At 44.6% G+C, this 13,375-nt stretch carries 10 protein-coding genes and 1 pseudogene; 3 read left to right on the top strand and 8 right to left on the bottom strand.

Features of this window, described 5'->3' with window-relative positions; genetic code table 11:
* Window positions 1–48 precede the first annotated feature (48 nt).
* Entirely contained in the window at window positions 49–897 is an 849-nt protein-coding gene (fba, locus tag BM377_RS10395) for a class II fructose-1,6-bisphosphate aldolase (protein ID WP_092247743.1), read from the bottom strand.
* Window positions 898–935: 38 nt separating this feature from the next.
* On the bottom strand, window positions 936–1,793 hold the full coding sequence (locus BM377_RS10400) for an AraC family transcriptional regulator (protein WP_278290491.1): 858 nt from the start codon (window positions 1,791–1,793) through the stop codon (window positions 936–938).
* A 148-nt stretch (window positions 1,794–1,941) separates the two neighbouring features.
* Between BM377_RS10400 and BM377_RS10405 the strand changes: the two genes are divergently transcribed.
* On the top strand, window positions 1,942–3,741 hold the full coding sequence (locus tag BM377_RS10405; RefSeq protein ID WP_092247749.1) for an L-fucose isomerase: 1,800 nt from the start codon (window positions 1,942–1,944) through the stop codon (window positions 3,739–3,741).
* 43 nt (window positions 3,742–3,784) lie between these two features.
* On the opposite strand, the gene BM377_RS10410 is transcribed toward BM377_RS10405, so the two are convergent.
* From BM377_RS10410 to BM377_RS10430, 5 genes are all read right to left on the bottom strand, one after another.
* Entirely contained in the window at window positions 3,785–4,681 is an 897-nt protein-coding gene (locus BM377_RS10410) for a metallophosphoesterase family protein (protein WP_092247752.1), read from the bottom strand.
* Window positions 4,678–6,495, bottom strand: coding sequence for an ABC transporter ATP-binding protein (locus BM377_RS10415; protein ID WP_092247755.1), 1,818 nt, complete (start codon window positions 6,493–6,495; stop codon window positions 4,678–4,680). Before BM377_RS10415 ends, BM377_RS10410 begins: the two co-directional genes overlap by 4 nt.
* Window positions 6,492–8,339 carry an ABC transporter ATP-binding protein gene (locus BM377_RS10420; RefSeq protein WP_242948147.1) on the bottom strand — a complete coding sequence of 616 codons (1,848 nt, stop codon included), beginning with the start codon at window positions 8,337–8,339 and terminating at the stop codon, window positions 6,492–6,494. The genes BM377_RS10415 and BM377_RS10420 overlap by 4 nt, the downstream gene beginning before the upstream one ends.
* A gap of 113 nt (window positions 8,340–8,452) precedes the next feature.
* A complete protein-coding gene (locus BM377_RS10425; RefSeq protein WP_092247761.1) occupies window positions 8,453–9,376 on the bottom strand; it encodes an SPFH domain-containing protein in 924 nt (307 codons plus the stop codon).
* Between the two features lie 45 nt (window positions 9,377–9,421).
* Window positions 9,422–9,871, bottom strand: coding sequence for an NfeD family protein (locus tag BM377_RS10430; protein ID WP_092247764.1), 450 nt, complete (start codon window positions 9,869–9,871; stop codon window positions 9,422–9,424).
* Between the two features lie 268 nt (window positions 9,872–10,139).
* On the opposite strand from BM377_RS10430, the gene BM377_RS10435 reads away from it, so the two are divergent.
* Window positions 10,140–11,531 (top strand): GGDEF domain-containing protein, encoded by a 1,392-nt coding sequence (locus BM377_RS10435; RefSeq protein WP_092247767.1) that lies wholly within the window; start codon window positions 10,140–10,142, stop codon window positions 11,529–11,531.
* A gap of 26 nt (window positions 11,532–11,557) precedes the next feature.
* Window positions 11,558–13,024, top strand: coding sequence for a diguanylate cyclase domain-containing protein (locus BM377_RS10440; protein WP_092247770.1), 1,467 nt, complete (start codon window positions 11,558–11,560; stop codon window positions 13,022–13,024).
* Window positions 13,025–13,194: 170 nt separating this feature from the next.
* Here BM377_RS10440 and BM377_RS16425 read toward each other — a convergent pair.
* Window positions 13,195–13,375: pseudogene (locus BM377_RS16425) on the bottom strand (IS4 family transposase); the annotation flags it as partial.

Genomic DNA, 13,375 nt, shown 5'->3' on the forward strand with positions numbered 1-13,375 from the left:
AACGTTTCGTTTATTATACTAAAAAAAAATAGGAAGTTCAACACAACCTCAAGCTTTATTCTCGGATCCGCACACTCTTATCTTTGCTTTTACAAGCTCTGTAACCTTGGAAGAACCTGCTGTGCAATACTTCTTGGGATCGAATGTGTCAGGATTCTCCTGCAAGTACTCTTTAAGTCCGTCGCTGAATGCGATTCGAAGCTCTGTAGCGAAGTTAACTTTGCTGATGCCTCTCTTTATGCACTCTCTTACCGCATCATCCGGAACTCCCGATGCTCCGTGAAGTACAAGCGGAATGGAAACTACTTTCTTGATCTCCGAAAGTCTGTCCACATCAAGCTTGGGAACACCTTTGTAAATTCCATGAGCTGTACCTATCGCAACGGCAAGTGATGATACTCCTGTTTCTTTTACAAATCTCACTGCGTCGTCAACTTCCGTGTATCCGGGATCGTCGCAGCTCATATCATCCTCTTTTCCTCCGACCTTACCAAGCTCGGCTTCTACGGGGATTCGCGAAGGTCTGCAAGCATCGGCAACACTCTTGGACAGCTTGATGTTCTCATCGATCTCAAGCTTGGAGCCGTCGATCATGATCGAGGTGTAACCGCTTCTGAGTGCCTGCATCGCAAGCTCGAAGCTGCTTCCGTGATCAAGGTGTAGTGCGATCGGAACGTCTGCCTTCTTGGCTTCCGCCGAAACCATCGCAACGTACATGTCGAGATCGGCATATTTGACGGTTGAAGGAGTTGTCTGAAGAATGCCGGGAGCATTCATCTCCTCACAGGCTTTGATGACGGCGCGGACCATTTCCATGTTCTCGACATTGAAAGCTCCGACAGCGTATCCTTCGTCGTTCGCCTTTCTCAAAATCTCTTCAGTTGTCACAAGTGGCATTTCATTTTTCCCTCCTGAAATAACTCATATTCTGCGAACTAGAATTCTTTTCTCGTATATTGTTTAGGTGTGGTATTCTTGTACTTCTTGAAAGTCTTTACAAAGTAGCTCTCATCAGAAAAACCACAGTTCATCGCAGTCTCTTTAATCGTGATGTTACGAGTGCTGAGCATCTCACAGGCGCTTTCTATCCGATAGTAATTAAGATAATCGATAGGTGTGCGACCCGTCAGTCTGCGGAAATATCTGCAGAAATACTTGGGATTCATTCCCGCTATCCTTGCGAGCTTCTCAAGACTTATGTTCTCAGAGTAATGATCCGAGATGTAGTCCACTATACTCTTAAGCGAGTTGAGACGCTCGATGGTAACGGCGGAATACGCGGACTCTTCATAGAGCTTTTCCTTTATGACGGTTCCGATCAAAAGATACAGATAACCTTGTGTCATAAATTCATATCCCTCTTTTTTCTCGGAGAGCACCTGACACAGCGAAGCAACTATCGCCGGTATGCGTGAGCTCTTTTCCGAAAGGAGCGTATGAATACGGATCTTACCGCTGATGATCTGTTGTATCTTAGCCGCACAAGCGTGATTGTTTTTGAGAAGCATATCAAGATCAAAAACAATACATTCGTAAATGCAATCCTCGGGTTCTCCTCCGTGAATTACGCCGCCGGTGACCATTATAATATCCCCGGCCTTATACCTCTTGGTCTCATTATCAAGTGTCAGGTTAAAAGAGCCTTCGATAATACGTATTATCTCGTAGTGAGGATGCCAGTGATAAGGCATGTAATACCGCGGACTCTGCGGGTTTTCACGGTAATAGGCTATGGGAAAATTGAACGTTCCCTGAACCCTTTTTTCGATATAGTCAGTGTATTTCAAAGTCACCTTCCTCTCAACCCCTTTTAACAAATGGGTGAATATTGTTATATTTTTTTACAGTATAGCACTTCAATTCCAAATCGGGTAGAGATAATATCATGGCATATAAACATGTTTTTATTGGGGTAAAAAAAGAATTTAAAGGAGGATTTTTATGGCAAAAAACAGATATATCGGGGATTATCCGGTTATAGGAATAAGACCTATAATCGACGGAAGGCGCGGACCTCTTAAGGTCAGAGAGTCACTTGAAGACCAGACAATGAACATGGCGCTCTCCGCCAAGAAATTGTTTGAAGAAAACCTTAAGTATTCAAACGGCGAACCCGTTAAAGTAGTAATCGCTGACACAACGATAGGACGTGTTGCGGAGTCGGCTGCCTGCGAGCAGAAATTCAGAAAAGAAGGCGTTGCAATAACCTTAAGCGTAACTCCCTGTTGGTGCTACGGCGCAGAGACAATGGACATGAACCCTCTTACGATAAAGGGTGTGTGGGGACTTAACGCAACGGAAAGACCGGGCGCCGTATATCTTGCAAGCGTGCTTGCAACCTACGCTCAGAAGGGTCTTCCCGCTTTCGGTATCTACGGAAAAGACGTTCAGGATGCAACCGATACGGTTATTCCGGAAGATGTAAAGACCAAGCTCCTTCGCTTTGGAAGAGCCGCCGTTGCAGCTGCTTCCATGCGCGATAAGTCATATCTTCAGATAGGCTCTCAGTGCATGGGAATCGGAGGCTCTATAATAAATCACGATTTCTTTGAAGAATATCTCGGAATGCGAGTTGAATCAGTCGACGAAGTTGAGATCCTTCGCCGCATGGAAGAACATATCTACAACGAGGACGAATATCAGAAAGCTCTTTCTTGGATCAAGAAGTACTGCAGACAGGGCTTTGACAAGAATCCCGATTCGGTAAAAAAGACCGATGAGCAAAAAGAAAAGGATTGGGAATTCACGGCAAAGATGGCGGTCATCATTGAAGATCTCTATCAGGGAAATCCAAATCTCCCCGAAGGCTGCGAAGAAGAAGCCGTTGGTCACAACGCTATCTGCGGCGGTTTCCAGGGACAGAGACAGTGGACGGATCACTGGCCCAACTGCGATTTCCCCGAAGCTATTCTCAATACTTCTTTTGACTGGAACGGAGTTCGTGAGCCGTTCATCCTTGCAACAGAGAATGATACATTAAACGGAGCTTCGATGCTGTTCATGAAGCTGTTAACTAACAGACCTCAGATGTTTGCGGATGTGCGCACATACTGGAGCGCAGATGCGGTTAAACGTGTGACGGGCTTTGAGCTTGAAGGTCATGCAAAAGAATCTGACGGCTTTATTCATCTGATAAATTCAGGTGCCTGCTGTCTTGATGCGTGCGGAGAACTTAGGGATGAAAACGGCAACGCCGTTATGAAGGAATGGTACAACGTAAGCGATAAAGATATCGAGACGGTAATGGCAGCGACCGAGTGGTGCCCTGCCGACAACGGATATTTCAGAGGAGCCGGCTATTCGGGAAGATTTATCACAAGAGCCGAGATGCCCGCAACCATGATAAGACTTAATATTGTAAAGGGTCTGGGACCTGTACTTCAGATTGTTGAGGGCTGGACAGTTAATCTCCCGGATGAAGTATCTGATGTTCTTTGGAAAAGAACTGATTACACCTGGCCGTGCACATGGTTCGCACCTCGCACTGACGGCGTGGAAGGTTCACCGTTTAAGACAGCCTACGATGTAATGAACAACTGGGGTGCCAACCACGGCGCTATCAGCTACGGTCACATCGGAGCAGATCTCATCACTATGGCTTCGATGCTTCGCATCCCCGTTTGCATGCACAACGTAGCACCTGACGACATCTACCGCCCTGCCGCTTGGAACGCTTTCGGAAGCGACAAGGAAGGCCAGGACTACAGAGCCTGCGCCGCTTACGGCCCGTTATATAAATAAATCAAAAGCCGCTTCAGCCAACATGCTGAGGCGGCCTCTTTATTTACTCTTCTGTCTCCCGCGGAATGTCTTTTCCGTGGAGGTCCACATAGTTTTCTTTGAGGGCGATCGCCCAGTATTTCTCAGGGATATCGGGCCAACGAACGACGCCTCTTTCCTGCTCGCAAAGGCGCATCGCACGAAGAAGGATCGTCTCATTGATATCGACGCCGGTGCGGATCGTGTGCATTGCGGAGGCAGCCCAGGCGGGTGCCATCGTCATGAGATCCGACGCCTTGAATTCTCTGATGATCTCTTTCTTGTTGTAATCAAGCTGAATCTGCTCCTCTTCCCAAGCCTTTCCGTTTCCGTGAAGAATACAGAACTGCGTCTTTCCTTCGTGATACCACGGAATTCCGATAGAGCCCGGATTCACAGCCTTTTTCCCTCTGTAGATATACGTATCCTGCACATGATTGTGACCGTGCAGCAAAAGATTCGTCTTAAGATGCGCGATTATCCTCTTGGTATTTCTCTTTTCCCTGAACATAAGCTCAGCGGTGTTCTCGGGTGATCCGTGGCATATCTCAAAAGGCGGATATCCCTTGATCTCGCAGAGCATGTAGTTCGGCAGAGAATCAAAAAACTCAAGATCTTTTTCCGTCAGGTTCTCGTATGTATAGAGGAGCGAACCGCTCGCAGAGCCTTTTTTCCAATTGCCCTTACCTTCCTTCCAATAGTCCAGAAGGTACTCCTCGCGATTTCCTCTGATGATATAAGTGTTAAAATACTGCTTCAGCACATAGATAAGCTCCATCGTCTTCTGCGGATTGGGGCAGTCCGTCACGTAGTCGCCAAGAAGAGCAAAGTTCGTGATACCTTTGCCCATCGCATAATCAATGCACGCCTGGAGCGCCGTATGATTGGCATGTATGTCGCTGAAAACCGCAATGTCCGTCATATCAGGTTAAAACTCCGTTCCTCAAACTGTCTTGTAAAGAGCTCATAGTAGTAGCCTTTCTGATTCATCAGCTCACTATGCTTTCCTCTCTCAATTATTTTACCATCTTGTACGACCAAAATGATATCCGCATCAACAATTGTTGATAATCTATGCGCGATGACAAAAGAAGTCCTGCCTTTAGTAACGATTCCGATGGCGTCCTGAATTTTTTTCTCAGTAACGACATCGATGGATGAAGTCGCTTCGTCGAGAATCAAGATCCTCGGGTCTGCAAGTATCGCCCTTGCAAAAGAAAGAAGCTGCTTCTCTCCCGTCGATAGCATATCGCCGTCTTCTCCGACATCAGCATCAAGACCCTTGTCCATCTTTCGAACGACATCCGAAGCCGACACAAGGTCAAGCGCTTTCCAGATTTCTTCATCCGTCGCATCCGGCTTACCGTATCTTAAGTTATCCCTTACGGAACCCGAGAAAAGATGTGGTGTCTGAAGAACGTATCCGATGTTACTGTGAAGCCAGAGCTGCGACCTTGCCGCTGCGTCTTTTCCGTCGATAAGAACATAACCTTCGGTCGGCTTAAAAAATCTGCAAACGAGATTTACAAGCGTCGACTTTCCGGCGCCCGTCTCACCTACGATTGCAACGTTCATTCCCTGCGGAACCTTAAGATTAAAGTGCTCAAGAACGTACTCATCTCCGTCCGGATAATGGAAAGAAACGTCCTTAAACTCGATGTCTCCTATAAGTTCCTCCCAGTTCTCTTTCTTGGGATTAAAAGTATCGCCGTATTTCTCGATGACTTCGGGAGTATCGAAAACATCGGACTTTTCCTCGATCAGCTTAAAAAATCTCTCGACGTTAACCTGCACCGTGATAAGCTCGGAAAGCGTCACGATAACGTTCTGCACAGGTTCCATGAGCGCAAGCGCATATGATAAAAAGACTGAAAGCGTGCCGATTCCCAGGACATCTTTCATCGTCATAATTCCGCCCTTATACAAAACAAGTGCAAGCGCAAACGATGAAAGCATAGTAACGGATGCGGTAAAAAATGCCGAGTAATGCGCGGCGTTTACCGATGTTCTAAACATTTTCTTTGTATCTTTTTCAAAATCCGCCTGTATCTTATCCTCAACAACAAGCGTCTTTATCGCCTTGGCGCCTGTTATTCCTTCGTTGAAGTTACCCGTTATGGTCGAATTGATCTCACGGACCTTTCTGTTTATCGCGATCAGTTTTTTCTGAAAATAAGTCGCAAGAACGACCGTAACCGGAACGATCGCCATAACAATAAGCGCAAGCTTCACGTTTTGAATTAGCATCATGATGAGGACGCAGACGATAAAAGAGCCGTTCCAGACAATGTCCATCATTCTCCACGACACCATGAGACCTATCTTTCCGGTATCGCTCATGACACGCGCGTGAATGTAACCCACATTGTTCTGATTAAAGTAGGCAAAAGAAAGCTCCTGAAGATGATTGAACGCAGCGTTTCTTAAGTCTCTGTCCATGCCCATCTCGACCTGTCCGCAGATGTACGTGCAGACAAAGTTATCAACTACCAAAACGATCAAAAGAGCAACGTATAAAATTATAAATACCGGTAATCCCTTAAGCGTTCCCTTTCCGACAAAATTGTCGATCGCATACTTGTTGAAGATTGGAATAAACGAATCAAGGAGTGAACTCAAAACTCCCAGACTTACCATAAACACTATCTTCCAAAGGTATGGCTTTATGTAAGGATACAGCTTTGGGATCCCGAAAAGTTTAAGATTCGTACCTGTTGTACTGTTTTCCTTTTTCATATTCCCTGCTTCTGAATATCATATATTCTCTTGTAAATTCCGTTATTTGCAACAAGCTCATCGTGCGAGCCGATCTCGGCAACCTTGCCCTTATCAAGAACAAGAATGGTATCCGCATGCATAAGCGTAGTGATCCTGTGTGATATGAGAATGACCGTTGTTCCGACAGTCGTCTCTGAAAGAGCCTTTCTGATCCTCGCATCCGTCCTTGTATCAACCGCGGATAGCGAATCGTCAAAGATCATAATAGGTGGTTTACCCATAAGCATCTGCGCGATCGCGGTCCTTTGCTTCTGACCGCCGGACAGCGTCACTCCCCTCTCTCCGACGTACGTTTCATAGCCTTTGTTAAAGTTACGTATCGCTTCATCGAGATCCGCAATCTTGGCGGCATCACGAACTTCCTTGAAACTAGCGTCACTCTGTGTTATTGCAATATTTTCTGATAACGTACCTGAGAAAAGAAAAGGCTCCTGAAGCACAAGGCCTATGTTGCGGCGTAAGTAGCTGCGCCTGATATCTTTGATGTCGACATCGCCGATCGTGATCCTGCCGGAATTCTCTGCCGTTTCGGCATCACCGACGCCACCGTGGCATTCTGCCTTGGCAGCATCGCCTGTGACCACGTGGCCTACTGCTATATCAGCATCTCCTTTACTTGCCGGAAGATCATAGAGCTTATCCATCAGGTACATAAGCGTCGATTTACCCGAGCCCGTTCCGCCGAGGACTCCGAAGGTCGTACCCGCTTTGATCCTAAAGCTTACATTGCTTAAGACATCCTCCGTTCCGTTTCCGTATTTGTACGATACGTTATCAAATACAATATCCCTGTTCATCGGAGGTTCTACCGCATTCTCGCTGTCTTTTTCCTCTTCGGAATTCATGATGTAACGAAGCCTGTCGATTGAAACTCCCGCTTTACTCATCTCGGAGATAATCCTTCCGAGCGCTCTTACGGGCCATGTGAGCATCGCATTAAGTGAAACAAAAGCAATGTATTCACCGACCGTAATACTGTTTTGAACGCAAAGCACGGCTCCTATGATAGTCACGAGCATGACCTGAAGGCCCGAAATAAGGTCATTCGATGCCCAGAACGCAGACAACGTGCGGATCAGGTCGATCCAGAGGTTTGTATAATGATAGTTCTGCGTTTCAAATCTCTCTTTTTCATAGGCTTCTCTTCCGAAAGCACGCACGACGCGCACTCCCGTGAGGTTCTCCTGGGCAGTAGCGGAAAGTCTTCCCTCCTCACTGTCGGCCTTTTCAAAACCCTTACTGATCCTTCTGTGAAAAAGACATGAATACAGCACAATGATCGGAATAAAGACAGCCGAGAATATCGTAAGGTAGCCGCTTATTCCGAGCATAAAATACATCGCGACAGCAATCCTTACAGTGATCCTAAAAAGATTGATCATCTGCTCGGATACGAAATTCTTGATGGTATCGACATCGGAAGTGCATCGCTGGATAATATCTCCCGTGTGATTCTCCGAATGCCATGCAAAAGGAAGGCGTATGATGTGCTCGAAAAGAGTATCCCGCATTCGCCTTGTAAATTTCTCCGCCGCTATTGAATTAAAAAGCTTGAATAAATATCTAAAGAGAGCCGTTGCTATCGCACATCCTGCGACAACAAGCGCCATAAGATAAAGATGTACTCTCAGATAGTCCCTTCCTCCAAGCATATTTATCACGTGATCGATATAGCTCGGGACGCTGCTGTCCGCAGCGTCCACGAGAAGAAAATCAACCGTATACTGCACGAATTTCGGACTTACAAGTTCAAAGAACGTCACAAGCACCGAGCATATCATGCTTATTACAAAAAAGATCACGCTTCCTTTGAGGAAGTATAGGACCATTTGTGATTTTGTTTTATATTTATTGTTCATGTATAAACCTATGGTCAGTATCGGCCATGGCTGTTATAAGCCCGTAAAGAGCCCGATTACTTCAAAGACTCTTTTATTGAGCTTGCAAGACCTGCAATTCCCTGAATATTGGAGGGAACGATGATCTTGGTTGCCTGTCCGTCAGAAGCTTTCTCAAAGGCTTCAAGGCTCTTAAGTGTAAGAACGGACTCATCCGCACCTGCCTCTTTGAGCATCTTGATACCTTCCGCATTAGCCTGCTGCACGCTCTTGATAGCCGCTGCCTGACCTTCTGCCTCTCGTATTTTCTTTTCCTTCTCAGCTTCAGCTCTAAGAATTGTTGCCTGCTTATCAGCCTCAGCCTGGAGGATCTTACTCTGTTTCTCACCCTCTGCAACGGTAATCTGTGACTGCTTCTCACCTTCCGCGAAGAGGATCTTCTCTCTCTTTTCACGCTCAGCCTTCATCTGCTTCTCCATCGCGTCACGGATCTGCTCCGGAGGATTGATGTTCTTGAGCTCGACTCTTGTGATCTTGATTCCCCAAGGATCGGTAGCGATATCAAGCGCATCCTGCATCTGTGCGTTGATCTGATCTCTTGATGTAAGTGTCTCATCGAGTGTAAGCGAACCGATAACGTTACGAAGTGTGGTCGCTGTGAGGTTCTCGATGGCTCCGATAGGATTTCTTACTCCGTAAGCGTAAGCCTTGGGATCTGAAATTCTAAAGAAGACGATGGAATCAATCTGCATTGTTACGTTATCCTGTGTGATAACGGGCTGAGGCGGGAAGTCGCAGTACTGCTCCTTGAGGTCCACCTGTCTTGCCACTCTGTCTATAAAAGGAACTTTGAAGTGAAGACCTACATCCCAAGTCTCCTTAAAAGCTCCGAGTCTCTCAATTACAAATGAATGTGCCTGAGGCACGATCCTGATGTTGGCTGCAAGTATTATAATAGCCAGGACAACTATTATACCGATAAAAAATGAAAATGATGCCATGTTCTTTCCTCCCTTGTATATACGTAATTTTTTTGATCATTCATTTCACATAAAATCTCTTTTTACAATAAGCTTGTTGCCTTCTACCCTAACGACGGTAACTTCCGCTCCCTCCGGGATCGTGATGTTATTGTCCTCGGATCTGGCAAGCCATGTCGAGCCTTCGAAATCAACTTTTCCGCTCTCTTTAAGATTGTCGATCTCGGCCTTTACGATCAGCTTCTTTCCTATTACCGAGTCGATATTGGTCTTTGCTACGTTATTATTAAGGTACTTGGCCGCAAGCGGTCTGACCGCAGCGATACATACAACCGACACAAGCGCAAAAACGGCGATCTGCACCGGTATATTAGCACCAAACGCGGCAAAAAACATAGCAATAAAGCTTCCCGCCGCGAACCATATGGTCACTAGTCCGACGGTCGCAAGCTCGATTATTGCCAATATAACAGTGAGTATCAGCCAGAAAGCAGCCGGTGTGGAAAAAATAATCATAGATGCCCCCTTCCCCTGCTAATATAAACGATATTACAGGTATTATACATGGTTTTCGGACAAAATACTATTCAAACATTTACACCGATTGAATTTTTTACATAATTCCTTAATTTGTTACCTAGTACGAAATTTTCTCTACTTTATTATGTTTTCATGTTTTTTTATGTTTTTTTATCACTTTTATGTTTGATTATTAGTTAATTTGAAGCTATCATATATATATAGTGTTGCATTATGCGTAGTCTGTTTTTCGGAGGATAAAAAATTGTCGATACCGATCACATACGATAATTTCAAAACTTATGTTTCTCTATGCAATGCCCCGTGCGCTATCCTGTCGGTTCAGCGCAGAGGAGAAGGTATATGCGGTGAAATAAAGGTTGTTGCCGCCAACGATTCTTTCAGCATGACCAACGAAGATGTTGAAGGCAAACTCTACACGGACTATTTTCCAAAAGATCCCAAATTTGAAGACATATGCTATAAGGCTGCGTTTGAAGGCGAATCCTATCACGCATATCTGGACACCAGAAAGCTTTACGGATTCTGGACCGAGAACACTACTATTCCGATCGTCCATGAGGAAGGCTCGGATATCGGATATTGCCAGCTGACATATTTTCTGACAAAAGAGATGGATGCAAGCAAATATTCAATCATTCAGCCCGACATTGCTTCTTTTGTCATAGAAACATGTCTTAAACTACGAGGTGAAGATGATTTTTACACCAAAATGGATATGGTGACAAAAGATATCAGAGAATTCACAGACAGTTATGCAGCCAGTATAATGACTATTTCGAGGGATCTGTATAAATTCGACGTTATTTCCGAAAATGTACTTAATAATGAAGTATGCCTTCGCGATCTCTTTTCCGATGTTCCTTACGAAATCGTTGAATCATGGGAAGAACTGGTTGCCGATACCAACTGTATTATCATAAGAAATGAAGATGATATGCAGTATTATGAGTCCAAGGCTCCCGAATGGGTCAAAACTCTCAGAGAAAACGATGTCAGAGCGCTATGTCTTGTTCCGTTTATACACCAGAACACGATCATCGGATATCTCTATATCACGAACTTTGATGTAACAAATTTAACCAAGATCAAGAACACGATCGAGATTCTCTCCGTCTTCCTTTCATCGGAGACTGCTCACCACATCTTTATAGAAAGACTAAGGAGTCTTAGCCTTATTGATGCAAGAACAGGCGTATACAACAGAAACGCCATGAACAACAAGGTCGATGAGCTCGCGGCTCAGCTTAGCATCAAGCCGATTCCTTTCAGCGTAGCTTTTTGCTATCTCAATACTCTTAAGACCGTCAACAAGGACGGCGGTCACGAGGCAGGAAACAAACTCCTTAGAGAAGCCGCACAATTATTAAAGGATACATTCAAAAACGATTATATTTACAGATCATCCGGCGATGAATTTGCGATCATATCGACAACTTCTACGGAAGCTGAGTTCAAAAGCAAGGTAGAAAGGCTTAAGCAAAAGGCATCCGATCCCGCCTGGATCTATTTCACGGTCGGATATTACACAGACAACACAGACGGAGCACTTCATTCGGCAATGCGCTACGCAAACAAATACGAGCGCGAGTTCAACGAAGAATTTTATTATAACTATCCCGATATGGTTAAATAAAAGTTTTCAAAAGGACGGTATGCAAAATGAGTAATGATCTTTATGTGAGATTAAAAGCTGCAGTCAATGCCATAACGCCTTCAGCTGCAATCTTTGAAGTTGAAGTTGACGGTGAGGGCAAATTTAAAGAGATGCGCTATTTTGCCATCAACAAATCATTTATCATGGACTGCATGGCTATGTTCTTCCAAAACGAAGAAGATGGTCAAAAAGACATGGCTCAGAAAGTAAAAGAGCTTGAAAAAAAAATGGAAGGCGCCGAATATACAATAAATGTTCCTAAGGAGCCGAAATTTGAAGATTTCTGCTACAGGGCCGCATGGAAAAAGCAACCTATTCATACCTATGTCGATACAACAATGATGTACGGCTACTGGACTGAGGATTACATGATTCCGATAGAAGTTTCCGATGAAGAAAGAAAGCCGAATGTAGCATATTGTCAGTTTATGTACACTCTCAACAAGGAGATGGACACCAATAAATATTCAAACGTATCTCCCGATATAGCTTCTTTCGTTATAAGAACTTGTCTTGAGCTCAGAAATGAGAAGGACTTCTACTCCAGCATGGACACTGTAACAAGTTACATTCGTGAATATACAGCCTCAAACGCAGCCAGTGTTTTAAGTTACCAGCCCGATCTTGAAAAATACGAAGTAATAAGCGGTGCAACAGACAATCCGAACGTAAGCTTAAAAGAGATATTCAAACAAATTCCCTTCTCTGTCATAGCAAGCTGGGAAAAATTATTCAAAACATCAAATTGCATCATTATAAAGGACGAAAATGATCTGGCACATTATGAATCCCTTGCCCCGGAATGGATTGCCACATTAAAGCCTTATGGAATTTTCAGCTTATGCCTGGTTCCGTTTATCCATCAAGGTTCGATAATAGGCTTCCTCTATATCACCAACTTTGATGTAACAAGCGTAACTCGCGTAAAAGAAACAATTGAGATGGTATCCTTCTTCTTATCCGCAGAAGTTGCCAACCACCTCTTCCTTGAAAGACTTGAATACTTAAGTAATGTAGATATTCTTACAGGTGTAAAGAACAGAAACTGCATGAACGTAGACGTTGACGAGCTTGCTCTTAAGATGGAATTTGATCCAAGACCGTTTACCGTTGCATTCTGTGATCTTAACGGTCTCAAGACAATAAATGACAATCAGGGACATGACGCCGGCGATAAGCTTATTGTAGCAGCGGCTAATATCCTAAAGGAAGTATTCCCTGATGACGATATCTACAGAGCGGGCGGTGATGAGTTCTCGATCATCTCCACTCACGGAAATGAAGAAGACTTTAAAAAGAAAGTTGACAGGCTTCGCGAACTTGCAAGCGATCCCGAATGGCTATGCTTCGCCATAGGCTACTATCACGACGAGACCGAAGGAAAGCTAAGACTCGCCATGAGATATGCCGACGAGCGGATGTACAAAGATAAAAATGAATTCTATAAGGCTCATCCTGAAAAGAGACGATAAAAAAAGCCCCGGAGGAAATCCTCAATGTCATTAAGTTAACATTGGACTCGGGGACAAAAAGAATCAAAGAGGATGTTGGAATAGTTCCTTCATCCTCTTTTTCTATGTCATTTCCACGTCAAAAAGACGGATTAAAATCCGCCTGAGCTTAACGTGTAAAATTCAAAGCTTTATGCTACCCTATAGAGGAAACCTCTGAAGATTCTTGCAGACTGGTATCTTACCCGGTGCCTGTCTGGTCTAATAGGTACAAGATTTCTTGAAATGATGGTTTCCAGATCTGGTGGAGATGTCGTACCGCGGTAATACTTTCTGCACATGTGAGCTGCGACCGAAAAATTGGCTTTATAT

Source organism: Butyrivibrio sp. INlla21 (assembly GCF_900116875.1).
Lineage (GTDB): Bacteria > Bacillota > Clostridia > Lachnospirales > Lachnospiraceae > Butyrivibrio.

Bases quoted from the DNA above. Each gene is read 5' to 3' on its own strand.
- fba (WP_092247743.1), bottom strand. From the start codon at position 897: ATGCCACTTGTGACAACTGAAGAGATTTTGAGAAAGGCGAACGACGAA.
- BM377_RS10405 (WP_092247749.1), top strand. From the start codon at position 1,942: ATGGCAAAAAACAGATATATCGGGGATTATCCGGTTATAGGAATAAGA.
- BM377_RS10410 (WP_092247752.1), bottom strand. From the start codon at position 4,681: ATGACGGACATTGCGGTTTTCAGCGACATACATGCCAATCATACGGCG.
- BM377_RS10415 (WP_092247755.1), bottom strand. From the start codon at position 6,495: ATGAAAAAGGAAAACAGTACAACAGGTACGAATCTTAAACTTTTCGGG.
- BM377_RS10425 (WP_092247761.1), bottom strand. From the start codon at position 9,376: ATGGCATCATTTTCATTTTTTATCGGTATAATAGTTGTCCTGGCTATT.
- BM377_RS10430 (WP_092247764.1), bottom strand. From the start codon at position 9,871: ATGATTATTTTTTCCACACCGGCTGCTTTCTGGCTGATACTCACTGTT.
- BM377_RS10440 (WP_092247770.1), top strand. From the start codon at position 11,558: ATGAGTAATGATCTTTATGTGAGATTAAAAGCTGCAGTCAATGCCATA.